Source organism: Shewanella basaltis, from assembly GCF_023283885.1.
GTDB lineage: Bacteria > Pseudomonadota > Gammaproteobacteria > Enterobacterales > Shewanellaceae > Shewanella > Shewanella basaltis.
In genome coordinates, this window is sequence record NZ_JAKILA010000021.1 from 22,293 (window position 1) to 48,755 (window position 26,463).

23 protein-coding genes are annotated in these 26,463 nt (G+C 41.1%); 16 read left to right on the top strand and 7 right to left on the bottom strand.

Annotated elements, in window-relative coordinates; all coding sequences use genetic code 11:
* The first annotated feature begins 152 nt into the window (after window positions 1-152).
* The gene (fkpA, locus tag L2703_RS14615) at window positions 153-902 is read left to right on the top strand and encodes an FKBP-type peptidyl-prolyl cis-trans isomerase (RefSeq protein WP_248971816.1); all 750 of its coding nucleotides are present in this window, start codon (window positions 153-155) and stop codon (window positions 900-902) included.
* 174 nt (window positions 903-1,076) lie between these two features.
* Here the strand turns inward: fkpA and L2703_RS14620 are convergent, their stop codons facing one another.
* Window positions 1,077-2,042, bottom strand: a complete 966-nt coding sequence (locus L2703_RS14620; RefSeq protein ID WP_248971817.1) for a zinc transporter ZntB — start codon at window positions 2,040-2,042, stop codon at window positions 1,077-1,079.
* Between the two features lie 744 nt (window positions 2,043-2,786).
* Between L2703_RS14620 and L2703_RS14625 the strand changes: the two genes are divergently transcribed.
* Entirely contained in the window at window positions 2,787-3,158 is a 372-nt protein-coding gene (locus L2703_RS14625; RefSeq protein WP_248971818.1) for a YacL family protein, read from the top strand.
* 179 nt (window positions 3,159-3,337) lie between these two features.
* On the opposite strand, the gene L2703_RS14630 is transcribed toward L2703_RS14625, so the two are convergent.
* Both L2703_RS14630 and narQ read right to left on the bottom strand, forming a co-directional pair.
* Window positions 3,338-3,967, bottom strand: a complete 630-nt coding sequence (locus L2703_RS14630; protein WP_248971819.1) for a response regulator — start codon at window positions 3,965-3,967, stop codon at window positions 3,338-3,340.
* The gene (gene narQ / locus L2703_RS14635) at window positions 3,960-5,678 is read right to left on the bottom strand and encodes a nitrate/nitrite two-component system sensor histidine kinase NarQ (RefSeq protein ID WP_248971820.1); all 1,719 of its coding nucleotides are present in this window, start codon (window positions 5,676-5,678) and stop codon (window positions 3,960-3,962) included. The genes L2703_RS14630 and narQ overlap by 8 nt, the downstream gene beginning before the upstream one ends.
* A 277-nt stretch (window positions 5,679-5,955) precedes the next feature.
* Between narQ and nrfA the strand changes: the two genes are divergently transcribed.
* The 5 genes from nrfA (at window position 5,956) to L2703_RS14660 (ending at window position 11,221) form a co-directional block, all read left to right on the top strand.
* On the top strand, window positions 5,956-7,353 hold the full coding sequence (gene nrfA / locus L2703_RS14640) for an ammonia-forming nitrite reductase cytochrome c552 subunit (protein ID WP_418359015.1): 1,398 nt from the start codon (window positions 5,956-5,958) through the stop codon (window positions 7,351-7,353).
* 407 nt (window positions 7,354-7,760) lie between these two features.
* Complete coding sequence (locus tag L2703_RS14645) at window positions 7,761-8,099, top strand: P-II family nitrogen regulator (RefSeq protein WP_160053502.1); 339 nt, start codon at window positions 7,761-7,763, stop codon at window positions 8,097-8,099.
* Window positions 8,100-8,108: 9 nt separating this feature from the next.
* Window positions 8,109-9,359, top strand: coding sequence for an ammonium transporter (locus L2703_RS14650; protein ID WP_188738891.1), 1,251 nt, complete (start codon window positions 8,109-8,111; stop codon window positions 9,357-9,359).
* A 206-nt stretch (window positions 9,360-9,565) separates the two neighbouring features.
* The gene (locus L2703_RS14655; protein WP_248971822.1) at window positions 9,566-9,901 is read left to right on the top strand and encodes a hypothetical protein; all 336 of its coding nucleotides are present in this window, start codon (window positions 9,566-9,568) and stop codon (window positions 9,899-9,901) included.
* A gap of 243 nt (window positions 9,902-10,144) precedes the next feature.
* Window positions 10,145-11,221 (top strand): tetratricopeptide repeat protein, encoded by a 1,077-nt coding sequence (locus L2703_RS14660; RefSeq protein WP_248971823.1) that lies wholly within the window; start codon window positions 10,145-10,147, stop codon window positions 11,219-11,221.
* A gap of 67 nt (window positions 11,222-11,288) precedes the next feature.
* On the opposite strand, the gene L2703_RS14665 is transcribed toward L2703_RS14660, so the two are convergent.
* Complete coding sequence (locus L2703_RS14665; protein ID WP_248971824.1) at window positions 11,289-12,140, bottom strand: substrate-binding periplasmic protein; 852 nt, start codon at window positions 12,138-12,140, stop codon at window positions 11,289-11,291.
* A 358-nt stretch (window positions 12,141-12,498) separates the two neighbouring features.
* On the opposite strand from L2703_RS14665, the gene aroG reads away from it, so the two are divergent.
* Window positions 12,499-13,551, top strand: a complete 1,053-nt coding sequence (aroG, locus tag L2703_RS14670) for a 3-deoxy-7-phosphoheptulonate synthase AroG (protein WP_248971825.1) — start codon at window positions 12,499-12,501, stop codon at window positions 13,549-13,551.
* Between the two features lie 33 nt (window positions 13,552-13,584).
* Here the strand turns inward: aroG and L2703_RS14675 are convergent, their stop codons facing one another.
* Complete coding sequence (locus L2703_RS14675; RefSeq protein ID WP_248971826.1) at window positions 13,585-13,761, bottom strand: hypothetical protein; 177 nt, start codon at window positions 13,759-13,761, stop codon at window positions 13,585-13,587.
* 342 nt (window positions 13,762-14,103) lie between these two features.
* Between L2703_RS14675 and L2703_RS14680 the strand changes: the two genes are divergently transcribed.
* Both L2703_RS14680 and L2703_RS14685 read left to right on the top strand, forming a co-directional pair.
* On the top strand, window positions 14,104-15,915 hold the full coding sequence (locus tag L2703_RS14680; RefSeq protein WP_248971827.1) for an ABCB family ABC transporter ATP-binding protein/permease: 1,812 nt from the start codon (window positions 14,104-14,106) through the stop codon (window positions 15,913-15,915).
* Between the two features lie 636 nt (window positions 15,916-16,551).
* On the top strand, window positions 16,552-16,773 hold the full coding sequence (locus tag L2703_RS14685; protein ID WP_248971828.1) for a hypothetical protein: 222 nt from the start codon (window positions 16,552-16,554) through the stop codon (window positions 16,771-16,773).
* A gap of 180 nt (window positions 16,774-16,953) precedes the next feature.
* On the opposite strand, the gene L2703_RS14690 is transcribed toward L2703_RS14685, so the two are convergent.
* Window positions 16,954-17,160: a hypothetical protein gene (locus L2703_RS14690; protein WP_248971829.1), complete on the bottom strand. Its 207-nt coding sequence runs from the start codon at window positions 17,158-17,160 to the stop codon at window positions 16,954-16,956.
* A 1,037-nt stretch (window positions 17,161-18,197) separates the two neighbouring features.
* On the bottom strand, window positions 18,198-19,685 hold the full coding sequence (locus L2703_RS14695) for an FMN-binding glutamate synthase family protein (protein WP_248971830.1): 1,488 nt from the start codon (window positions 19,683-19,685) through the stop codon (window positions 18,198-18,200).
* 192 nt (window positions 19,686-19,877) lie between these two features.
* Between L2703_RS14695 and L2703_RS14700 the strand changes: the two genes are divergently transcribed.
* From L2703_RS14700 to L2703_RS14725, 6 genes are all read left to right on the top strand, one after another.
* On the top strand, window positions 19,878-20,492 hold the full coding sequence (locus L2703_RS14700) for a DUF5610 domain-containing protein (RefSeq protein ID WP_248971831.1): 615 nt from the start codon (window positions 19,878-19,880) through the stop codon (window positions 20,490-20,492).
* A gap of 115 nt (window positions 20,493-20,607) precedes the next feature.
* Window positions 20,608-21,357, top strand: coding sequence for a ferredoxin--NADP reductase (locus L2703_RS14705; protein WP_248971832.1), 750 nt, complete (start codon window positions 20,608-20,610; stop codon window positions 21,355-21,357).
* 179 nt (window positions 21,358-21,536) lie between these two features.
* Entirely contained in the window at window positions 21,537-22,544 is a 1,008-nt protein-coding gene (locus L2703_RS14710) for an extracellular solute-binding protein (protein WP_248971833.1), read from the top strand.
* A gap of 72 nt (window positions 22,545-22,616) precedes the next feature.
* Entirely contained in the window at window positions 22,617-24,248 is a 1,632-nt protein-coding gene (locus tag L2703_RS14715) for an ABC transporter permease (RefSeq protein WP_248971834.1), read from the top strand.
* Window positions 24,249-24,250: 2 nt separating this feature from the next.
* The gene (locus L2703_RS14720; RefSeq protein WP_248971835.1) at window positions 24,251-25,285 is read left to right on the top strand and encodes an ABC transporter ATP-binding protein; all 1,035 of its coding nucleotides are present in this window, start codon (window positions 24,251-24,253) and stop codon (window positions 25,283-25,285) included.
* A gap of 207 nt (window positions 25,286-25,492) precedes the next feature.
* A complete protein-coding gene (locus L2703_RS14725) occupies window positions 25,493-26,431 on the top strand; it encodes a Dyp-type peroxidase (protein ID WP_248971836.1) in 939 nt (312 codons plus the stop codon).
* The last annotated feature ends 32 nt before the right edge of the window (window positions 26,432-26,463 follow it).

The following is a 26,463-nucleotide window of genomic DNA, read 5'->3' on the forward strand; positions in this document are numbered from 1 at the left end:
ATTGTCCTAAACCCTGTGATATAAGGTTGACCCAATGGTATAACCCCATTAACTAGTATAAAGTGGCAGGCGAACATGACCACTAAAACATCTCGTTGTTAGAATGTATTAGGTTATTGTAACCACTAAAGGATGATGCTGAGGAAGCTTTAATGAAATCTATTTACAAATTATCGTTAGTTGCATTAGCTGTTGTTGGATTGACTGCATGTAACCAAGAACAAGACGCTGCACCAAAAAAAGTAGAGCTAACAACTGACGCTCAAAAAGAAGCATACAGTGTGGGTGGTTCAATTGGTAAGTACATGTCTGGTCACATTAAAGAGCAAGAAGAATTAGGCTTTGCTGTTGATCGTACTATGGTTATCAAAGGCTTTAGCGATGGCCTAGGCGAAGAAATGCAGTTAACTGAAGAAGAAATGCAAACTGTATTACAAAACCTAGATAAAAAATTAAACGACAAACGTTTAGAGCAAGCAGAAGCGTTAGCGGCTAAAGCTATTGCTGAAGGCAAAAAGTTCTTAGAAGAGAACAAAGCTAAAGAAGGCGTGACCACCACTGAGTCAGGTTTACAGTATGAAGTGTTAGCAGCAGGCAAAGGTGACAAACCGGCCGCAGAAGACACTGTAGAAGTGCATTACCGTGGTACGTTAATTGATGGTACTGAGTTTGACAGTTCTTATGCTCGTGGCGAAACGGCTAAGTTTCCATTAAACCGCGTTATTCCAGGTTGGACTGAAGGTGTTCAGTTAATGTCTGTTGGTGCTAAGTATAAGTTTGTTATCCCTGCTGAACTTGCCTATGGTGACCGTGATACTGGCACTATTCCTGCTAATTCAACATTGATTTTTGAAGTTGAACTTGTGTCGGTAGAAAAAGCCGCCGCTGCTGCGACCAAATAATCTGCAGACAAAGCCTTGACTCGTGTTTGGTGTTAACGCCCAAATGATTGAGTTAATGACAAAAGGACGCTAAGCGTCCTTTTTTATTTCCAGAGTTCTGATGACTATTGGCAACGGTAGAAGCAGTTGAGCTCAGCGTTGTTTACGAAACTGACTGTAATCAATATTAATCAATTACAGCCACTTCAAGCGATAAAATAAATACATTTGCAAGGCGATAAGCGCAAATAAGCCACCGCAGAATGCCGCAAATGCCCAGTTAGTTTCAGCACCTGGAATCCCCCCAATATTGACGCCCAGCAGGCCTGTTAAAAAGCCAAGTGGTAAAAAAACGGCTGAGATTAAAGATAAAAAGTACAGCCTTTGGTTCACTTGTTCAGACTGTTGTGATTGCAGTTCTTCTTGGGTCACGCTGGCCCTGTCACGAATGGCATCGAGATCTTCAATGACTCTAATTAAGGTTTCATGAATTTCGCGCAAACGCAGTTTATCGTTATCGTCAAATAGCTCGCTGGTTTCATGTAACATCCTCGAAAATGCTTCACGCTGCGGCGCTAGGTAACGACGCAATACCACGGTTTGTCTGCGCAGTTCAGCAATCTCAGTACGCAAGGATTTGTTGACCTGGGTGACAACACGCTCTTCTAATTCATCGAGCTGTTCTTCGAGTTTGCCAATAAACTCAACTTTACGTTGGGTTAAGCGCTCACAAATGGCCATAATAAAGGCTGCTGTGTCGATAGGCCCCTTACCTTGAGCAATGGCATCAGCAATATCGACAACCGATTGCAATTGACGCTCACAGGTAGAAATGATTTTATGTTCTTCAGCATAAATGCGTATCGCCACCATATCCTCAGGATCTGAATTCGGGTTGAGGTTAACGCCTCTAAGCGCTAACAGTACGCCCTTGCTGGAGTTTACTACGCGCGGGCGAGTGTCTGTGGCTAACAAAGTATCGGTTTCGACACGCTCTAAACCAGAGTTGAGGATCCATTTACGGGCTTTGGGTTCTCGATAACGAAGATGAAGCCATAATAAGCCGTCTTGAGGTTGCCATTGAGCCACTTGCTCTTCGCTAAGTGATTGCCCAGCATTTGGCCCAGTTAACAGCAAGCTATAAATAAAACCGGTATTCATTGTTGATTCTTCCAAGTATTCGCTATTACAGCAATTTACGCTATTTTTAAGTTCGCCCCAAGTTTATACCATTGCGCATTAATAAATGACCACTGAGAATGTTTCCAGTCGTTTTTGATTAAGATGTGGTTATGTTGCAATGGTGCTCCTTTCAAATAGCGAGAACGCAAAGAAAGTGGGTGTATTTTTGATTAACACACGAGTATTATAACGATTATGGCTGGTAAAACCTTATACCTTTCTGATGTTTAACCTTATTAACCTGAGCTCGGGATAATAAATGCCTTTCAAACAGTCCTTTGCCCTGCTCACTGCGTTGAATCGACTTACAATAGGCTAGCTAACCTCAGCTCTGGATAACAAACGCCTTTCAAGCAGTCCTTTGCCTTCCTCACTGCGTTGAATTAACTTGCAATAGGCTAGCTATTGACGCGTTAATTCGCCTTGTTAGCAAAACAAATCACAAGCTTGACAGTGGATTTTAGTCAATCTATTGATTTATATCGTTATCAATACATCTCTTATCCAGAGTTGAGGTTAGCTATTGACGCGTCAATTCGCCTTGTTAGCAGAACAAATGACAAGCTTGAAGGTGAGAATGGGTAACATGTTGATTTTAAATAGTATAAGTTCATCCCTTATCCCGAGATCAGGTTTATTAGTGCGGATTAGATTAGATAACAAGCAGCAGGTTTGGTGTTCTTCGGTTAAAATAGTGATAACGCTAATTACAGAGCAACAATAATGGAATACCAATTTCGTCGTAACCGTTTAGAAGGGACGGTTTTTGCTGAGTTTAGTATGGATCATGAGGTACTTGGCCGCTGGTTTGCTGAAGAGTTAGGCGTGGATGATCAGCGTGCTAATCATATTCTTTCTCAAATTTCTCTCATTAAGACTGGCGGTAAAAATCACTGGCGTAATATTGGCGCTGATTTAACCATTGATATCGATTCTGAACAGGTTAGAGTTTTTGCTAATGTGATAGATTTTGATGAAGAGCATGAACTAGATGACGCAATGAATTTGTACGATGCCGAGTCTGAGTCGTATTGCGGTTTAGAGGATTTTGAATCTGTGCTGCAAAGTTGGCTCGAATTTATTGAGCAAAAATAATGACATTGTCATTTATTCGATGTGGTATGCCTTTAAAATCGTATGTGCCCGATTATAAAGGCATACTTAACTGATTATTTGTGCAACAGAGCATGATTCTAATGCGGCCCAGTATCACAGGGCTGCACTGTATCGCCTCAGTAAGACAGAGTTCACCAGATCATAAGAATTAACGGATCTTAATTATTGAGATACCTAACAGCCATTTCGGTTCTTGATTTTGCATTAGCCTTACGCAGTAGGTTTTTTACATGCACTTTAACCGTACCTTCACTAATATGTAAATCTTCAGAAATCATACGGTTACTTTTTCCTTCGGCCAGTTCCTGTAGTATTTGTAGCTCACGCGGGGTGAGGTTTTCAATCCAGGTGTTGTCATCAGTGGCATTTTTTAATTCGTAGAGATAAGCCTCAACTTCTTCGCTGATCACTCGATGACCTAACATGGCTTTTTTGAGTTGCTCAAGCAATAAATCTGGCTCAGTGTCTTTAAGCAAGTAGCCATCGGCACCTGCGCGCAGCAGCCTAATAACATCTTGCTTAGCGTCAGATACGGTTAAGATCACAATTCTTGCGGTTACCCCTTCTTGGCGCATGGCGTTAAGGGTGTCTAGGCCAGACATGCCTTTCATATTTAAGTCGAGCAAAATGATATCGGGTTCATTTTCTGCAACGGCTGTGAGTGCGTCTAGACCTGTGCCTGTTTCGCCAAAAAGTAAAAAGTCACTGTCGGAGGTGATCAATTGACAAATGCCACGACGTAGCAAAGGGTGATCATCGACAACAAGTACGGAATACGGCTTACCCATTTAATGGCTCCTGTTGAGGGGGGAAACTGAGCGTAACGGTCGTGCCGCCATGCTGATTACTATTGAACGACACGATACCATCTAATTTATTGGCTCGTTCATGCATGATACCAATGCCAAAATGCTGGTCGCGTTCTTGTAAATGTGACACACCAATACCATCATCGCATATCGCTATGGTTATCATATTATTTGTTGTTAACTGACAATCTATCATTATATGAGTCGGTTTGGCGTGTTTTATTGCGTTAAGTGTGGCTTCTCGAATTAATTGTAAAATATGAATATGTTGTTTTGCTTCTAATAAATGCGCTGACAGTTTGTAATTAAGCTTAATATCAACATCGCTTTGTTGGCGTAACTGGTCGAGCATGACCTCAATAGCTTGGCTTAAATTAGGCTCTTTAATGGTTAACCTAAATGTTGATAGTAACTCGCGTAATTGTACATAGGCGGTACTGACACCTTCGTTGATCTCTATCAACTGCTCTTCGACTTCTGGGCTGCGGCAATTTAGATCCAAGCTTTTTCTAAGCAAGCTGACCTGAATTTTTAAAAAGGATAATACTTGGCCAATGGAGTCGTGTAATTCTCTTGCGATAACCGCTCGCTCTTCCATTAGCGCTAATTGCTGGCGTTGCTCTGTTGCATTGTGGATCGTAATTGAGCGTGACAACATCATGGCAAAATTATGAAATAACTGCCGATTCAATGGTTTCGAGCATATAACATCTAAATAACCCAGTTGGGTCACCTCGATAGTTAATGGAAATTGTACCGAATCGATCCTTGTTGTGCTTTTGGGCCAACCGCCTAGCGCATTAATCACATCATTTGTGCCATCTTCGTGTTTAATCACTAATCTGAGATAATCGAGGCCCTCGAAATCTTTCAGCTGATTGATTGCAGATTGCAATGCCTTGTAGTCTAGTTTATCGGCATGAAGCATGACGAGATTATCATAGAGAAAACTGAGTTCATTATTGGCTCGGGTGAGGGCTACGGTTTTTTCGTTAACTTGGCCTTCTAAATCCTCGTATAAATTAGCTAGTTCTGCCGCTGTTTTTTGGAGTGCATTACCCAGCGCGGTGAGCTCTATATAATCCGTTTTAGGCATCTTCACTTTAAAGTTACCTTTAGAAATGGTGGCCGCACTGTCCATCAATAATTGTAGGGGTTTAACAACTCGTTTACGGGTAAATATCACGGCAATAAATGCAATGCACAGCAAGATAACTAACCCAACAATCTGCCCAATGACCAGTAACTTTAATTTAAATGCGGCAAACAATTCCATTTTTAATACGAGCGTATCAATGGTATCGACAAAATCTTTTAGTGCCGCCGAATACAGGCGAGCATTCCCTTCTTCTACGTAGGTTTTCATTACTTGCCACTTGTCGATAACCAACAAATATTGGTCGCTCAGCTCCTGTGGGCTGTACCAGGCAAGTGTTCTTTTTAATGCACTAGAATTAAGGGTGTTTTCAAACTCGATAATTTTTTCGTTAGTGTTGATGCTACCTGCGTTGGTAAAAAGCAATAAACGATAGCTTTGCATGCGCATTGAGCCTGAAGCATTGATCCCTTTTGCGTCATCGAGACTAAAAGTTAAGTTAACGATAGAAAACACGGCCAAGCTTGATGACAGTAAAATCAGTAATAGCATTAGGCCTAAAATGGTGGAGGTAAGACTGCCTCGAGTAAACATAAAATCCTACTTTGCATGTCGAAAAAGAAATTTGGATCAGACAAAAGTATGGCTTTTTCTCCTGTCCAATAGTGTGTTCTACATTAGGTATACCTGCATTACATTAACGAGTTTACAGAACTGTGAGATACATCCTGTTTACATGTTGATCTGGCGCAAACTTTCCTCTCTATACCCCATAAGGGGTATGTCTAAATTGACGCTTAATAGCTACTTTTGACCTTGGAGATGTCGTGGTTATTAAACTAAATATAATGTAACACGGAGATAAAGGGTGATGAAGATGAACGCAAAATCAATTGCACTCAGTGCCGTTATTGCAGCGAGCTTTATGGCTGCAGGCGCAATGGCGAGTGATAAAACCGAACCCCGTAATGAGGTTTATAAAGATAAATTTTCTAATCAATACAACAGCTGGCATGCAACAGCAGAAAGCGAAGAAGTTGTTGATATGCTAGAGCAAGTTCCTAGTTTAGTCGTATTGTGGGCTGGTTACGGTTTCGCAAAAGACTATAACGCACCGCGTGGTCACATGTATGCGGTAACAGACGTCACCAATACATTACGTACAGGTGCGCCTAAAAATGCTGAAGATGGCCCAATGCCAATGGCCTGTTGGAGCTGTAAAAGCCCTGATGTGCCTCGCGTGATTGAAGAGCAAGGGGAAGATGGCTATTTTAGCGGTAAATGGGCTAAAGGCGGCCCAGAAATGGTTAACACACTTGGCTGTGCGGACTGCCATGAAAAAGGCTCACCTAAATTACGTATGTCACGTCCGTTTGCAGATCGTGCTATGACAACATTGAACACGCCATTTGATAAAGCGTCTCGCAAAGACAAGCAGTCAATGGTGTGTGCTCAATGTCACGTAGAGTACTATTTTGAAAAAACAGCAGAGCGTCCAAACTTTGTAAAATTCCCTTGGGATATGGGCACCACTGTTGAGCAAATGGAAGTGTACTATGACAGCATGGAGTTCTCTGATTGGACTCACGCTGTGTCTAAAACCCCGATGCTAAAAGCGCAGCACCCAGGATATGAAACTTGGCAGTTAGGTGTTCACGGTCAAAATAATGTCAGCTGTGTTGATTGTCATATGCCGAAAGTGACTAACGACAAAGGCCGTAAATACACCGACCATAAAGTGGGTAATCCATTTGACCGCTTTGAAGAAACCTGTGCAACTTGTCACACTCAAAGCAAAGAGTTTTTGGTGGACCTAACGCATAAACGTAAAGCAAAAGTTCAAGAAATAAAAGAACGTGCAGAAGCGCAATTAGTTAAAGCTCACTTTGAAGCCAAAGCTGCTTGGGATGCCGGTGCCACTGAAGCAGAGATGAAGCCTATCCTGATGGATATTCGTCATTCACAATGGCGTTGGGATTTTGCGACAGCATCACACGGTGCGTCTGCTCATGCTCCTGACGAAGCACTACGCATTTTAGGTACCGCAGTTGATAAAGCCGCTGATGCTCGTGTGAAACTAGCACAATTATTAGCCGCTAAAGGTGTTAAGCAACCAATTGCTTACCCCGATACGTCAACTAAAGCGAAAGCACAAGCAGCATTGGGCATGGACATGAAAACCATGAATGCTGAAAAAGCTGAATTCAAGAAAACACTGGTTCCTAAGTGGAAAGAAGAAGCTAAAAAACGCGAAGCTACCTACAAGTAATTTGCAATGACCAACGAGCGGTTAATGCCCTTGCTGGTAAATCAATAAGCTAAACCGCTCTTGTTGAGCGGTTTTTTTATCTATTTGCGGATACCTTAATTGCGCTATTTATCGCCATCGCCATCGGCATCACATCAAACAGACATGTCTTGTACTCTCGCTATTACCGCTATCACTTGCCTCGCCTTCGATATAACCCATTAAATCGTTAAACAATACCGTTGCACCAAAATAAAGCGGTGTTGCTTTTTTAATGCACACCATTGGTGCTTTTGTATGCACTGAAAATAAGTTGATTTAGATTTACCCCTATAAAAACAATATCTTAAAAAAGTGGCCTGATGATTGAATTAGCTAATTCAACAAATCAATAACAACTACATTTTTTCACACTTTTGGAGGTCGGGATGAAACTCGTCAGCGCTATCATCAAGCCATTTAAATTGGATGATGTCCGTGAAGCTATTGCAGGCATGGGCATTGAAGGTATGACTGTCACCGAAGTAAAAGGCTTTGGTCGTCAAAAGGGGCACACAGAGCTTTATCGTGGTGCAGAATATCAAGTGGACTTTTTACCTAAAGTAAAACTAGAAATTGCCACTAAAGCTGAAAATTTAGAGATGCTGATTGAAGCCATTACTACCGCTGCGCATACCGGCAAAATAGGTGATGGTAAAATTTTTGTGACTGAATTAGAACAAGCTATCCGTATCCGTACGGGTGAACTAGATAACGAAGCGTTATAGGGGGCGATTATGGAAGAATTAACAAAATTAGGGCTCACAGTAACGGAATTACGTTTTGCGCTAGATACCTTTTATTTTTTAATTTCAGGTGCATTAGTGATGTGGATGGCAGCCGGATTTGCCATGTTAGAGGCCGGACTTGTCCGTTCTAAAAATACCACCGAAATTTTAACTAAAAACGTATGTTTGTACTCAATTGCATGCGCTATGTTCTTGTTAGTTGGTTATAACATTATGTACGTTGATAACACAGAAGGTGGCATTTTACCTTCATTTGGTTCGTTGATTGGCTCACAAGCAAGTGATGCTGACCATGCATTAGAATCAGACTTCTTCTTCCAAGTTGTGTTTGTGGCAACGGCTATGTCGATTGTTTCTGGTGCTGTTGCTGAACGTATGAAGCTTTGGTCTTTCTTAGCATTCTCTGTTGTTATGACTGCGGTAATTTACCCAGTTGAAGGCTACTGGACCTGGGGCGGCGGATTTTTATCTGAAGCAGGCTTCTTTGACTTTGCTGGTAGCGGCATTGTGCACATGGCTGGTGCAGCAGCGGCAATTTCTGGCGTACTGTTACTGGGTGCGCGTAAAGGTAAATACGGTGCTAATGGTCAAGTCAATCCTATTCCTGGTTCAAATCTACCAATGGCAACGTTAGGTATGTTTATTTTATGGATGGGTTGGTTTGGCTTTAATGGTGGTTCACAGTTATTGGTTTCTGACGCTGAAAATGCGACAGCGGTAGCTAAAATTTTCGTAAACACTAACTCAGCAGCTGCTTTTGGTGCCATCTCTGCGCTAATTGTATGTAAAGTTGTTTGGGGTAAAGCCGATTTAACAATGATTCTTAACGGTGCATTGGCAGGTTTAGTGGCGATTACAGCAGATCCATTATCACCTTCATTCTTAATGGCTGCTGTGATTGGATTAGTTGCTGGTGCTGTCGTTATCTTCTCTATCATTGCATTTGACCGTATCAAAATTGATGACCCAGTGGGTGCGATTTCGGTCCACGGTGTAGCTGGTTTCCTAGGATTAATGCTAGTGCCATTATCAAATGCTGATGCGAGTTTCGGTAGTCAGTTATACGGCGCTGCAGTGATTTTCATTTGGGTATTTGCGGCATCATTACTTGTGTGGTTTGTATTAAAAATGACCATGGGTATCCGTGTTTCAGAGGAAGAAGAATACAACGGTATGGATGTTTCAGATTGTGGTGTTGATGCCTACCCTGAATTTGTGAGTGTTAAATCAGCGGGATAATTTGATTAGTTTTTATGCAAAAAAAACAGAACTTTAGGGTTCTGTTTTTTTTATTTGATATTATACGTAATGGTATAAGTTGTTAGGGGGGGGCTGAGCTTTCAAGCTTGTTTTTACAGCGAATTGTTGGTCACTACTCACCTATACAATTGCGCGGCAAAGACCACAACCCTGGTATAAGATTAATCGACATAAGGCGTCTAAATATGAAGCATTATTTAGATGTGGTTTGCATAGTGTGTGCGTTGATATTCAGCACGTGTTGTTATGCGGGTACTATTGTGGTGCGAAAGTCATCCGAACCCTTCGATGCTTTTGCAGTTCGTGACGATGTGCTACAACATCATCAATGGCAGCAGATAACTCGACAGCAACAACAGTTAATCATTTTACAAGCCTTACCATTAGACTGTATTGCAGTGGATGCAGCATATTTATATTTTCATTGTGGCCAGCAATATTACCGACCATATCAATATCAAGATCAGCAATTATTTATTCAAATTGACCCTCATCAGCCAAGCTCCGTCTTGCCTGAGTGAACTTTATCGGGATGATAAAACGGCGCTAATGAGTGGCTGAAAGTTAAACTATTGACTACGCTTTTAGATAGTTTATTCCTATCTGAGGGTTGAATTATGTTTTCAAATCACCCAAAAAGGAGCACTAATAGCGCGTTATGCCTAATTGAAAGTGGATTTCAACTGAGTGTTAATCTTGTTGTGTTTATCATCGCAACGTGTTGCCTGACTGCTTGCCAATCGACCTCTTCACACGTTAAGCCTATGGATGTGCAAGATTTATTTTATGATGAATACTTTGCACCGGTAAATGTGATATCCCTAGATGAAATTTATCATCTGCCCGAACCGTTTATTGCACAATTTAGACGCCAATTTCAAGCTAACAATGCACTGCGCAGTACCAATCAGCTAGCAAATGAATGGCTTGCTCAATATATTGGCGCACAAGCTGGTGGGTTTGAATATCGGGATCATTTTACTCGTCCTGCCAGTGAAACGGTGCTAAATCGACAAGGCAATTGTATGTCATTGGTGGTGCTGTCAGCGGCATTGGCCGATGTGCTAAAAGTACCTGTTGAGTTTTATGATATTAACGTTGAACCCATTTGGGACCGCCGCGGTGGATTTTTTTTGGTCAATGGCCATGTTAATTTAAGTTTGCTTCCACCAGAAAATACCCAAAGTGTGGTGTTTCGGGGAGCTGAAGTGCTTGTTGATTTTTTACCTGAGCGTTCTGTTAGAGCTTATGAAAAACAGAAAGTCAATAAGCGACAACTTAGTGCGATGTACTACAATAATGTTGCAGCAGAAGCACTAGTTGAAAATGACTATAATCGGGCGTATGCATTGGTCAAAGAAGCCATTAGGTTAAACCCACAATATGTTGCAGCTATTAATACTCTCGCGGTTATTTATCGTCATAAAGGCTTCAGCAATGAGGCTGAACAGGTTTATCGTGCCGCGTTAAACATTGATCCGAATGATTTATCTACCCTATATAATTTGGCTTTGATCTTGGGGGAGCAAGATCGCTTAGAAGAGTGGGCACAAGTCCATAAAGTGCTTGAACTTGCGCGGATTAACAATCCCTTTTATTACTTTGATATGGCTCAACAAGCCTATTTTGATCGGCAATATCAAGACGCCCTTGTCTGGTACAAACGTGCAGTTGCTAAGGCTGATTATCGGCATGAGTTTTATTTTGGCCTGTCCAGAGCGTATTGGGCAACTGGTGAAGAGCGATTAGCCGAGAAACATTTGAAGCGCGCTTTAGCACTCAGTGATGTGAGCAATAAGCAACGTTACCAAAGTAAATTGCAAGCAATGAGAAAACAATAGGGCCGGTTGATTTTTTCGCTGCAAAACAATCTTGAAGGTTCAACAGGCACTAAGGTTATCGAGTCAATTAATTAACATGCTCAGTGGGTTGGTAATTATTTTGCTCAGCTAAACTGAGTATTTCTTGGTATTGATAAGATTGCTTTAGTGAAGAAATGGCATGATTAACAGCAGCGGCAGTATTTTTGTCATGGCAAGCAATTTTTCGCTCGGCTGGATCAAACAGCGGAACTTCTGTTACTGACACCCCGGTGTTGAGTCTATCTTTTAACAAATGGCGGTAATATTCAAAAATCCGTTGCTCAAGCACAACGGATTGAATATGCCCATTAAACAGCATAACAACCTGGCTTTTTTGATTTGATATTTCGCTGTAGTTTGCATGGTCTGTCGCAAGCGCTTTAAACTCTTCGCCTAAATATTGTTTAGCGTTTTGAAACCCTAACACAGTTACATTGTTAAGATCTTGGATTTCATGGATCGCCAATTTATTTTTTGTTAAATAAAATACGCTGTTTTGGTATTCAATTAAACTTTGGGTGTAAAACAAGCCTTGAACATTATCTGGTGTGTTAATCATGCAATCTACTTTTTTTGATTGAACCAGACGTTGTGCGCGTAAATTGGGCGCATGTACTATCTCTTTTATATGCATTCCTTCGAGTTTAAGGGCGGCGACTAATAAATCGTATTGCACTCCTTGTGGTTGATCAGCAAAAAAGTAGGGTGCAATACTGTTACTAGTTGAAAAGCTGACTTGCTTGATAGGTGTGGTAGGCATTTGCTGAAAATAGGCAGCGTGTTGGTCCACCAATGGGTGTTTTTGTTCTGGAGGAGTGACAACTACAGTGGCCGTTGCAAAGGGATAACCCATGGATGAGCTAAGTGTAACAAGTAATAACAAGATGCCAAATTTCAAACGTTAACTTCCTTATGGTGCCATTAGTGTATTGAGAAACTCACTTCCTTGTTATCATGTAGTTGATTTAGTTAAATTAATAACCAATAGTGTCAAAGTGTACGGCAGGCAACATGTTTTGATTGAGCGAATGAGACTTATCAACGCTAACCTTTATATAGACTTTAAACAATAACCTTGTATCGGCTGAGATGAATAATACTTGATTGATTTGTCGATAGATACTGGTTAAATTGGCTAATTATGTTCATTTTTCTGATGTATTGTGGATCGTATTTATATCATTTTTATGAATTAATTCTTATTTTTCCAATCAATTGAATAAGCGCTATTGTGGGTTTGCTGGAGTTGTAACCATATGTATTATCAAAATGACGATATTCGTATCGATGAAATAAAAGAATTGCTGCCGCCTATTGCGATTCTTGAGCGATTTCCGGCAACTGAGCAAGCATCTGCAACCGTGTTTAATGCACGCAACAATATTCATAATATTTTAACGCGTAAAGATGATAGGTTACTGGTTGTTATTGGTCCTTGTTCTATCCATGATCCTGTGGCGGCATTGGAATATGGACAACGTTTGGTTGCCTTGCGTGAGCAATACAAAGAGCAGCTTGAAATTGTGATGCGGGTGTATTTTGAAAAGCCTCGTACAACTGTCGGTTGGAAGGGGTTGATCAATGATCCCTACATGGATAATAGTTTTCAGTTAAATGATGGTTTAAGAACCGCGCGTAAGCTTCTTGTTGATTTAAATGATCACGGAATGCCTACAGCAGGTGAGTTTTTAGACATGATTACTCCGCAATATGTTGCCGACATGATGTGTTGGGGGGCTATTGGAGCACGTACAACTGAGTCTCAAGTTCATCGTGAGTTGTCATCTGGTTTGTCTTGTCCTGTTGGTTTTAAAAATGGCACAGATGGTACGATAAAGGTCGCCATTGATGCTATTGGCGCAGCCAATGCTCCGCACCATTTTTTGTCGGTGACTAAGTTTGGTCATTCTGCAATTGTATCGACTAAAGGCAATCCTGATTGTCATATTATTTTGCGCGGTGGACGTGAGCCCAATTACAGCGCCAATCATGTTAAAGAGATTTCCATTCAGCTTGAAAAAGCGGGCTTGCTAGACAACATCATGATTGACTTTAGCCATGCAAACAGCAGCAAAGATTATAAAAAACAAATGTTAGTTGCACAGGACGTTGCAAACCAAATAGCTGCCGGCACTAAGGCTATTTTTGGTGTAATGGTTGAAAGCCACTTGGTTGAAGGTCGTCAAGATTTAATTGATGGCGTTCAGTTATGTTATGGGCAAAGTATTACCGATGCTTGTATTGGTTGGAGTGATACCGAATCGCTACTTGCCACATTAAATCAAAGCGTTAAGCAGCGCCGAAAGTAACATCAATATAAAAAATAAGGCGCTAAATGCGCCTTATTTTTTTATTTGTTCACTTAGGTATTCATTTGCTTTTGCTAAACTACCAAAGGCAGAAATAAGATTATTACGGCCTTTATCTTGTAATTCAGGGTTACCAGATTCAATCATCATCCATACCCAGGTTTGTATTAGTTGTAGTGGTGGGTATTGAACTTTCGAGCTATCCAACATAAAGCATCCTTCAAACTGTAAATCGTTGTTTGTGAATAACCAAACAGTCGTTTATTTATACCCAAAGAGTATCAAATAAAAACCTTAGAAATAACTCTATTTAGGCATTAAAAGGGAAAATTGACGAAAAAAAATTAAAAAGTAGTCGGTTTGAGCTATATGTACTGATATTTTGTAAGTCTAAAGTGCTACATGTGTTGAGCGGTTGTGCATGAGATGGGTCATGGCCCCTTTGAGATAGAGTAAAATGTGACACAAATCTAATCAGAGAATGCAATATAATAAGACAATGGTATATGTAATTGAGTACTGCTAATAAAGCGGATAACCACTGGAGAAGCGATGAGACCTTCTGCGTATTTTGAAGGCCCTGTAGGGAAACTAAACTGGCACGTTTTACGTTTATTGTGGCCCTATTTAATTGAGTTTAAAGGCCGAGTGCTATTGGCCATGATGTGTTTAATTATTGCTAAAATAGCGAGTGTAGGCTTACCGTTTATTTTAAAAAACCTCGTCGACACATTAGACAATTCAAGTGTAGTTCAAGGGTTGGCTGTGCCCTTGGGTTTGGTGGTTGCGTACGGTGTGGTACGTTTTTTAAACGTGATTATAGGCGAGGTTCGGGATACCTTATTTGGTCGTGTGACTGAGCGAGCTATCCGTCGTCTTGGGCTTGCAGTGTTTGAGCATTTACATCGCTTAGATCTCGACTTTCATCTTGATCGTCGCACAGGTGGGTTGTCTCGTGACATTGAGCGAGGCACCAGTGGTGTGAGCTTTTTAATGCGTTTTATGGTGTTTAATATTGTACCTACTTTGCTTGAAATCACCTTAGTAATAGGCATTTTCTTTTTCAATTATGGCATCAGTTTCGCGATGATTACCCTAGTGTCAGTCATTGCTTATATTGGTTATTCCATTCGTGCAACAGAGTGGCGTACTGGGTATGTACGCGATGCTGCAAAAGCTGATTCACTTGCCAATACACGTGCAATAGACAGTTTATTAAATTATGAGACGGTAAAATATTTTAATAACGAAGAATATGAATCAAAGCGTTATGATAATGCGCTAGCGCAATGGGAAGTCGCCAAACGCAAAAACCGTTTATCTTTACTGGCGTTAAATGGTGGTCAGGCATTGATTATTGCCATTGCAATGACCGCTATGATGGCGCTAGCAGCACACCAAGTTGTTCATGAGGAAATGACCATTGGTGATTTTGTTTTGATTAACGCCTTTATGATGCAACTGTTTATCCCGCTCAACTTTTTAGGTTTTGTATATCGAGAAATCCGGGGGGCATTGGCTAATATTGAACGCATGTTTGACATCATGGCAAATGTGCCAAAAGTAGAAGATCAAGATAGCGCCTCATCATTAAGTCCTGCTATAGGCGCAATCCAGTTTAATGATGTGAGTTTTCAATATGGTGATAGAAGTATATTGAAAAAGGTCAGTTTTGATGTGCCAGCAGGCAAAAAAATCGCAGTGGTTGGCGACAGTGGTGCCGGTAAATCGACCATCATTAAACTGCTTTTTCGTTTTTATGATGTAAACAGTGGCGCGATTACGATTGATGGCGTTGATATTCGTCATTTGACTCAACTTGCATTACGAAAAGCAATTGCTGTTGTGCCTCAAGATACCGTGCTATTTAATGATTCTATATACGAGAACATTCGTTATGGACGTCCTGATGCAACCGAAGCAGAGATTAAGCAAGCTACCCAGTTAGCTCACTTAAGCGACTTTATCGATTCATTACCCGATAAAGGTGACACCAAAGTAGGGGAGCGCGGTTTAAAATTATCCGGTGGTGAAAAGCAACGCGTGGCTATAGCACGTGCAGTGTTAAAAGGGGCGCCCATTTTAGTGTTTGATGAGGCTACCTCGTCATTAGACTCTCGGTCAGAGCAAGCAATATTGAGTGCATTGCGAGATGCCGCCAAAGGCCATACAAGCCTTGTTGTTGCGCATAGGTTATCAACCATTATCGATGCAGACCAGATTGTTGTGCTCAGTAAAGGTTGCATTGTAGAGCACGGCACCCATAGTAGTTTATTGGCTCAGCAGGGGTTATATGCTCGTTTATGGCATATTCAGCACGAACAAGACGATGAAAACGTTGGCGATGAAGCATTAACTGATTGATACCATACTTGGCGTAGGGGGTTGATCTATGGGCACCCTAGTAGGCCTTTATTGGCGCTAAATTGATGTTATTTACCATTAATATTGATTTTAACGATAAGGTGTCATGCACATGCGCAACTGTGGCTCATATTTGGTGATATCGGGCGTGTTGGTTATGAGTGTTATCATCACGACTCGTTTGATTGATTCAGTTTAATCGTTAACGACACTGTTTGTTGGCAGTCTTGTTTATACGCACGAATACCTATGGGGTCGGTTTATCTTGCACACATTGTTACACACTCTCTTATTGCAGCAGGTGTTTTGTTGATATATTAATGATCTCTTAGTGTGGGTATATTATTATTAGCAATATAAGTGAAATCACTTATTTGTTAATGTTTATTGGGTGATAAGGGGCTGTAGCTCTTTGAGGTTGTTTTCAGCACGTGTATACGTATTGATACTAAATTAAAGCTTGTGTTGTTATGCTATATCACCTGTCGATAATGCTGTTGAAATCACTTACAAAGGCAGTACCAAGGCTTCGGTTTAAAACGTGCTTAACTCGAGCAGCATTCAACCAGCAAAGATCAATATACCCTAAAGAGTCGTTGTTAATTTGAGGTGAAAAATGATGTATGGAGGTGACTTGTGCATAATATTGCGTTAATAGCGGCGCTTGAAGGCACCAGACATCAAGTGACGACGGATTGGTTTGCGATTATGGCGATGCTGAAAACCCGTAATATGTCTGACGATGCAATCGAGCTTGTTTATAATGATTTATGTGCAGGCTTGCGAGTGACCACTCGTGGGTTAACGTTAGCAAAAGCCATTGAACAGCAATATGTCGCCACTAAAGGCGTAGAATAATCTAATTTGTTGTCTAACCTTGTTAATCAACGGGGTTTTATACCTGTTTTTTATGGGCGAGTACCATCTTGATGGTGTATTTAATGCTAGGTAGTCGCGATGCTGTGGTGGCTTGAGGTGTGTTAATAAAGCTGAAGGTAATGTAAGTGAGGATAAATTAGCTATTGCTGATGTTTAAGGTTATTTTTTACGCCAACCAATGCAAACCATTTTTATTAATGCTTGAGGTGAAGGGTCGGGTATTAATCGTTTAATTTTGCCATGTTCAAAACACACCATCTCGCCTTCGATCTCAATCATACGATCGCAGTTTTTACAGCTAGCACTTAAGCTTTGCTCTTTTACAGGTATATTTTCCGAAGTAACTTTTAACATATCATCCTTCATACACAAGCACCCTAAATCACATTAGCAAAGATTAATGTGATCCATATCAAGTTCCATTCTACACCTTATTATTGCTTTCAGCAAAGCGAACCTATACTAAAGCGGTAGATTAGTACTACCTAATTAGTCTAGCCTCAACTCTAGGTCCTGTTGACCTTTCAAGGTTGTTTTTGCAGCGAATTGTTGGCCATTACTCATATACAAGTGCGCGGCAAAGACTTAGAGGTGTAGTTATTCTACATAACCTGAGCTCGGGATAATAAATGCCTTTCAAACAGTCCTTTGCCCTGCTCACTGCGTTGAATCGACTTACAATAGGCTAGCTAACCTCAGCTCTGGATAACAAACGCCTTTCAAGCAGTCCTTTGCCTTCCTCACTGCGTTGAATTAACTTGCAATAGGCTAGCTATTGACGCGTTAATTCGCCTTGTTAGCAAAACAAATCACAAGCTTGACAGTGGATTTTAGTCAATCTATTGATTTATATCGTTATCAATACATCTCTTATCCAGAGTTGAGGTTAGCTATTGACGCGTCAATTCGCCTTGTTAGCAGAACAAATGACAAACTTGAAAGTGAGCGTGGTTAACATGTTGATTTTAAATAGTATAAGTTCATCCCTTATCCCGAGCTCAGGTTACATAAAAAGTCGATAACGCAGTAAAAATGACCAACAAACGCTGCCCACAGGGTTCGGCTAAAAACGTTTTACTCTTTGTTGAACGATGCTTTACAAATAAAGAGTTGCTTAGGTGACTAGGCTACAATCCATTCGCCTCGATTAACACGTTTTTAACTCGAACAAAATTCAACCAGCAAAGATCAACAGGCCCTAGATAATAAATACATTTCAAACAGCACTTTGTACCGTTAACATTGTCAAATTTACTTACCATAGACTCGATATTGACACGTAAATTTGCCTAGTTATCAGCGCAAATAACAAGTTTGAATGTATCGTATGGGGTTATTGGTAGAATCAACGTTATTTATTCATCTCTTAACCACAGTTGAGGTGAGTCTAAATTCGCCTTGTGTTATTGCATGTGTCGATAGTATTTGTCTAGGGTCACTGCAACCCCCGTATTTTGGACTATTCGAGCATGGTGACGAGTAAGATACCTTGGGTCTGTGACACCACAAGAGTGAGCTATCATGGTTAAATCATAATGAAGAAAATGATTATAATTTGCGACACGTGCTGATTTGTCTTTTGGGTCTAGTCCTTGTTGTAAACGAGTATTATGGGTAGTGATACCCGTTGGGCAGGTGTCTTTATTGCACTGTAGTGATTGAATGCAGCCTAAAGCAAACATATTGCCTCTTGCTGATGCAATAAAGTCAGCTCCCGTAGCTAACGCCCATGCGACATAAGATGGCATCACTAATTTACCGGTAGCAATAATTTTGATCCGTTGTTTTAAACCGCGTTCATTTAACAAATCGACTAATAGGGGCAAACTTTGTTTTAATGGTAATCCCACATTATCCATCAGTGCTTGAGGTGCAGCCCCTGTACCACCATCTGAGCTGTCTAAAGTAAAAAAGTCTGGTGCTGACTGGAGACCGCGACGTTCAATTTCGTCACATAAATCATTCACCCACGAAAGGTCACCTAACACCGCTTTGATCCCAGTTGGTTTGCCTGTGGTATCACGTACCAGATTTATCATGTCGACAATATCGGCTACGCAGTTGAATTCAACATGGCCATTTGGACTAATAGAATCTTGCCCAACAGGTATCCCTCTAATGGCGGCAATTTCTTCGGTCACTTTTATGGCAGGTAAAATACCACCTTTACCAGGTTTTGCGCCTTGGCTTATTTTAATTTCAAACATTTTTACTTCAGGGTGGGCTGCGATGTCGGTTAATTTTTGTGGGTCTAAATGCCCTTGTTCATTGCGTACCCCGTATTTTGCGGTACCGATTTGAAAGACTAAATCACAATGGCCTTTCAAATGGTACGGACTTAACCCTCCTTCACCAGTGTTTAACCAGCAGCCAGCAATAGCAGCACCGTGAGACAATGCTGTCACGGCGGGGCGGGATAAGGCGCCAAAACTCATTGCAGAAATATGGCAGATTTTGTCTGTGCTATATGGATGTTGGCAATCTGGCCCAACAGTTACAGTGACGGTTTTATGTTGGTCATGATCGCTTATGGGAAAGGCTGAATTCATAAACATGACCGTACCGGGTTTGTCTAGGGCTTGGGTTGAGCCAAAGGCGATGGTGCGATCAACATTTTTGGCTGCGCGATAAACCCAACTGCGCTCAGCGCGATTGAATGGCAGTTCTTCACGATCATGTGAGAAGAAATACTGTCTAAAAAACTCGCCTTGTTTTTCGAATAAATACCGAAAGCGGCCCACTACGGGGTAGTTATGCCTGATTGCCTGTTTAGTTTGTAATTTATCAGCAATATACATATAAACGACAGCAATAAGTAACAGCCAAAATAACACTAAAAATAGTGCTGAAAAGATGTCAATTCCCCACATAAACCAATGTTGTTGTGCCATGCTAAGTCCTTTGGGAGAGTATATTTTTATTAACATATTAGCAGAATTGTATTTGAGCAAGCTTAATTGTTGGTATGAATTTGCAGACGATACAAACTTATGTGATAAAAATGGAATATCGATTTAATTGCTTCAGAAATCATATTTTTGGTCGATAATTAAGCTATCGGTCATTGTCAGTGAGTTTTCAGTATGGATATCAAGTCAACCAATAGCACAAATATAAGTGCACAACGCGATACTACAACCTTAAATGACACATCAAAATCGGCACATCAAGCAACAAAAAGTGCTGTGGCAGAACCTAAAATGACCAATAGTCAGTTAAGTCGCCAGATGATGAATAACAGCATTTTGGCTGCGCAAGAAGAAGTGAGTATTGCCGCCGGTGATCAGTCTATGGCATTACTTTATCGAGCCGCAATCGAGGCGATTAACGAAGAGCTTGCACCAACCTTAGGTGAAAAGGTTGTGCAAAAAAATGCAGATGAAGGCATTGATTACTCACCAGAAGCAACAGCAGATCGTATTGTGAGTTTTGCCACCAATTTTTTTTCAACTCATCAGCAGCAAAATCAATCTATGGATTTTGATGAGCAAGTCAGCAGCTTTATGCTTAAAATTGGCGATGCCATTGACCAAGGCTTTAAAGAGGCCAGTGATATTTTGTCTGGATTAAAAGTCTTAGAAGGTGATATCGCGGCGGGCGTTGATCAAACCTATGAATTGATACAGCAAAAATTAGCTCAGTTTGCTCAAGATAAGCTCGACACCAATACGGCTAAAACAAAAGCATCAGAAGGGTAAACGTTTATGCGTTTATCATTGTACTTGCCTCAATAACAAAAACTTAGGCTGTTCATTAGACCAATATCTGTATAGATTGGTATTATTATTGATACCAATCTTAAGGATAATTGCCATGTGGATTAACGGTACCGTAATTAAACGCATAGACTGGAATGACAAATTATTTTCACTGCGCATTAAAGCCGATATTGCCCCTTTTATCGCAGGACAATTTATTAAACTCAGTCAAATGCGCAACGATAAGCGTGTCGCCCGAGCGTATTCTCTGGTTAATCCACCGGGAAGCGATTATGTTGAGGTGCTTGCTGTTGCTGTTGAAGATGGTCAGTTATCCCCCGATCTGCAAAGCCTAAACCCTGGCGATACAATAGAAATTACTCCTAAAGCCACAGGATTTATGACATTAGATGAAATCCCCCGTGGTGCATTACAGGGAAAACATATGTGGTTTTTGTCGACCGGGACGGCCGTTGGGCCATTTATTTCAATGTTGTCCACTAAAGAGCCTTGGGAGCGTTTTGAAAAAGTAGTGCTGGTCTATGGGGTTAGGTTAGCAGAAGACCTCGCTTACCTTGATACCATTGAGCAACTGCAACAAAAGCATCCGCACCAATTTATCTTTATTCCAGTCGTGACTCGTGAAGCTTTCCCTAATGCTTTATCTTGCCGGATCCCAGATGGCTTGAGCAGTGGTTTGATTGAGCAAAAAGCAGGGTTAGTGATTAGTGCAGATGACTCACAAGTGATGATTTGTGGAAACCCTGGAATGATTAGTGATGCTCAAAATGCGCTAATAGATAAAGGTTTAACAAAAAACTTACGCCGGGCACCAGGTCAAATTACCGTAGAAAAGTATTGGTAGTTTGTTAATTCATCACCTCAAATGAATATCTGCGTTTTTACAAGGTGTTAACTTAACCGACAAAAAAATCAAACAGGTCTTGCTCAATATGTGGCGTTTATTTATTATGTATGCAATTGATAATTATTATCACTTATATTTTAAAGGGCTTAATTAAGCTTTATCACAGGAGAGTCATAATGAAATTGCTCAATAACGCTGTATTGTTCGGGTTAGCCGGTATGGCTTTTTCAGTCACTGCCGCAGAACCATTGACTGTTTATTCTTATCGCCAAGCATTTTTAATTGAGCCAATTTTAGAAAAGTTTACTGAGCAAACCGGTGTTGATGTTAATGTGGTTTTTGCAAAAGACGGTTTGGCTGAGCGAATTGCCCGTGAGGGGCGATTATCTCCTGCAGACGTGGTGTTAACCTCTGACTTTTCGCGTTTAATCGAGTTAGTTGAAAAAGATCTCGTTAGCACTGTGAGCAGCCCGGTTATTGAAGAAAATATTCCTGCGCAATATCGCTCACCACAAAATGATTGGTTTGCATTAACGATGCGCGTACGCAATGTGTACTCTTCAAAAGAGCGCACTGGTAAGATTGACATTAATTATCAAGATTTAGCCTCTGATAAATTCAAAGGTAAAATTTGCACTCGTAGTGGTAAGCACCCTTATAATGTGGCTCTTGTTGCCTCGATGATTGCCCATGATGGTGAAGCTAAAACCAAAACATGGCTTGAAGGTGTCAAGGCAAACTTAGCTCGCAAACCGCAGGGTAATGATCGTGATCAAGTGTTAGCCGTTAAAGAAGGCTTGTGTGATGTTGCTATTGGTAACAGCTACTATTTTGGTAACATGATGATGGACAAAAACCAAAAGAGCTGGGCTGAGGCTGTATACATTAATTTCCCTAATCAGCAAAACCGTGGTGCACACATCAACGTATCAGGTATGGCATTGGCAAAATATGCACCTCAAAAAGACAATGCTGTGAAGTTAATGGAGTTTTTAACATCTAATGTCGCTCAAGGTATGTACGCTGAAGTGAACATGGAATATCCGGTTAAAGCGGATGTTGCACCGTCTAAGTTGGTGGCTTCTTGGGGTGATTTTAAAGCAGACTCATTGCCTATTTATAAACTGGCTGAGCATCATCAAGCCGCAGTTAAGTTACTTGATGAAGTTAAATTTGATCTGTAATTCATTACAGGCAATCACGTATCGGCACATTATTAAATGTAATAATGTGCCGTAATTAATTCGGTAGGCTTTATGATTTTAGGGTTAACCAGAGGCTGGTCGCTTACTGGTTATGTGATTACAGCAATATTATTACTACCGCTATTGGCATTGATCGTACAGGCAGCACTGCCAGACGAAGCGGTATTTGCCCATCTGTTTGATACCGTATTACCTACTTATATAGTTAATAGCTTGTTACTCATGTTACTGGTTGGCGGTGGTGCATTACTTATCGCTTTACCTGCGGCGTGGTTTATTGCACGTTGTGAGTTTCCTGCAAGACGTTATTTTCAATGGTTGTTATTATTACCTTTAGCGATGCCTGCTTACATTGTGGCGTATGTTTATACCGACATGCTCGATTATGCTGGCCCTGTGCAACGCGCATTGAGAGCTTGGTTTGAGTGGCAAACCCCCTATGATTATTATTTTCCTGCCATTCGCAGTATGGGAGGAGCCGCAATTGTGTTGTCGCTGGTGTTGTTCCCGTATATTTATTTGTTAGCTCGCACTGCATTTATGGAGCAATCGTCAAATTTATTGCATGCCTCTAAAGTGATGGGATGCGGACCTTGGCGAAGTTTTTGGCGCTTATCTTTGCCCATGGCGCGCCCAGCGTTAGCCGTTGGTGTTGCCTTAGTTGCCATGGAAACCGCAGCCGACTTTGCCACGGTAAGTTATTTTGCCGTACCCACGTTAACAACTGCTGTTTACGATACCTGGCTTGGATATGGAAGTTTAACGGCTGCAGCTAAATTGTCTGCCATTATGTTACTCGTGGTTTTTAGTATGGTAGGAGTGGAGCGTTTTGCTAGGCGTAAGCAACAACTCTTTCAAAAACAAGCAAGATTAGCTGAATCAGATAGATATAACTTAACCCCAGTTAAAGCTTGGGCTGCCTGGGGGTATTGTTTTAGCTTATTAACGTTCTCATTTGTATTACCTTTTGCAATATTGTGTGGTTATGCCTTTGATTATTTTGGTGAGAGTTGGGATGCTCGTTTTTGGCAATACAGTTTAAATAGCTTATATATTGCTGCGATAGTGAGTGTGGTGTGTGTGCTGTTGGCTGTTGTGTTAATGTTTTTAAGGCGGGTGAGCCCATATCCTAGTGATCATCTTGCTTCTCGGCTTAGCTGTACTGGCTATGCATTGCCAGGAACCGTATTGGCTATTGGTGTGCTGGTTCCGCTTACTTATATCGATTTTGCGGTTAATGATTTGATGCAATGGTTCGGCACTCAAGGGCCTGGGTTATTATTTACGGGCAGTATATTTACGCTCGTGTTTGCATTTTGTGTGCGTTTTGTGGCCATTGCGATAGGCAGTTTAGAAAACAGCTATAAGCGGCTCTCGCCCTCGCTTGATATGGCAAGTGTTACCTTAGGTCAATCACCGATGCAGTTATTAAAACGCGTGCATTTACCTTTATTGCACAAGGGCATGTTTGCTGGTGCATTGCTGGTTTTTATTGAAAGTATGAAAGAATTACCCGCAGCACTGTTATTGCGCCCAATCGGCTTTGAAAACTTGGCGACATATGTGTTTCAATTTGTCTCAGATGAAAAGCTGGAGCATGGCGCATTAGCGGCCATTGTGATTGTTATTGTAGGGTTAATCCCTTTGATTTATTTGAATCGTTCTTTGGAGCAGTCACACTAAATATGTCTACCTTATCTATTTGTAATGTCAGCAGTGACTATCAAGGTCATGTCATTTTGCAGCAGTTAGATTTAACCTTAGAGCAAGGCGAAATTGTAGCATTGTTAGGTCCAAGCGGTTGTGGTAAAACCACATTACTCAAAGCCATTGCTGGTTTGCAGAGCATCAGCCAGGGGAGTATCAAGATTAATGGTCAGGTGCTCAGTGGTGATGGGGTATTTATTACCAGTGAGCAGCGTGGTGTTGGAATGATTTTTCAAGATTATGCACTGTTTCCGCATTTAACCGTTGCTGAAAATATTTTGTTTGGTGTTAAAGGGCTTGAACGCGCTGAACGCCAGGCCAGGCTCTCTGAAATGCTTGAATTAGTTAAACTTGTTGGCTTGTCTGAGCGATATCCACATGAGCTTTCTGGCGGGCAACAGCAACGTGTTTCGATTGCTCGCGCCCTTGCGTATCAACCAGAACTGATGTTACTTGATGAGCCTTTTTCTAACATTGATGCGCAAGTACGCCATGAAATGATGTTAGAAATTCGTGCTATTTTAAAGCAACGTAATGTCAGTGCTGTTTTTGTGACACACAGTAAAGACGAAGCGTTCGTATTTGCCGATAAACTCGCTTTATTTGAGCGTGGACAAATCGTACAACATGGCACGGCAGAAACCCTATATGCTAATCCTAACAGCCGCTATGTTGCAGATTTTCTTGGTACGACTAACTATTTGCCTGTAACCGTCATCACAGAACGGCAGCTTGAAAGCCCATTGGGGAGGTTAAGCAGCACCACCCCGTTAGCACATGCTGTGGGGGCAAATGGTCAGCTATTACTAAGACCACAACAGATTGCTTTGCAAGCAGATACACAGGGGCAAGCCCAGATTATCGATAGACGTTTTTTAGGCACAGTATGTCATTATAGGGTTAATCAAAACGGTGTCGATTTAGAGGTGAGCAGTCCTTTGATGACGTTTGAGCCAGGACAACGCGTCAAGCTTAGTGTCACCGAGCACCCATTGGTGATTTTTATTGATTAACCGATGCGTATGCTTAAGCTTCGTGGTTTTTTACTCGTAGAATGGCACTTAAGAGGCAGTTATTGATTTAAATGTGAGTGTTCTTCAAGTAATTTGCGCATATTTAGACTAAAGTGATTTGGCTTAATGGTATTAAATCTAATATCATCAATTTGTTAAGTTATAAACATTTGGGCCGACAAACAGTATTAAGGTGGATGAGTTTATATGGGTAGCCAAGTTATGCCTCGTGAACAGTTAGGAATTTGCGCAGAAGGGAACCTACACAGTGTGTACTTGATGTTTAATGCCATTGATGGCGTTGAAGCACAATTGCGCCCATCAATTGCCAATGTGGCGCAATACATTTACGAACTCACCGACCAGTATGCAGATAGTGCGTTTAATGGGTTTGTGGGCATAGGTGCTAACTTTTGGGATACTTTTTATCCAGACTCTCGTCCGGCACTTTTAAAACCGTTTCCAGCGATGAATGAAGGTAATCGTGATGCACCCGCAATGGAGTATGATATTTTTGTGCATATTCGTTGTGACCGTTATGATATTTTGCATTTAGTGGCCAATGAAATTAACCAAATGTTTGAGGACTTGGTTGAGCTCGTGGATGAAGAACGCGGTTTTCGATTTATGGACAACCGTGATTTAACCGGTTTTGTCGACGGAACAGAAAACCCTAAAGGACGTCATCGCCAACAGGTGGCCTTAGTGGGTAGTGAAGATCCTGAGTTTACCTCGGGCAGTTATGTGCATGTGCAAAAGTACAAGCACAATTTAAGTAAATGGCACCGTTTACCTCTTAAAAAACAAGAAGATATTTATGGCCGTACCAAGGTTGACGATATCGAGTATGAGTCTGAAGATAAACCGCTTACAAGCCACACTAAGCGAGTTAATTTAAAAGATGATCAAGGTAATTCACTTGAGATTTTACGCCAAAGCATGCCGTATGGTTCGGTAAAAGAGCAAGGGTTAGTGTTTATTTCTGCGTGCAGCACTCCTGAGCATTTTGAGAAAATGCTGCGCAGCATGGTACATGGTGACGCACATGGCAATCATGACCATTTAATGCTGTTTACTAAAGCGTTAACGGGCTCGTCATTTTTTGTACCGTCGCTCGATTTTTTAACCCAATTTGATGATGCATAGTGCTCAATCATACAATAAAAAAGCAATGCCAT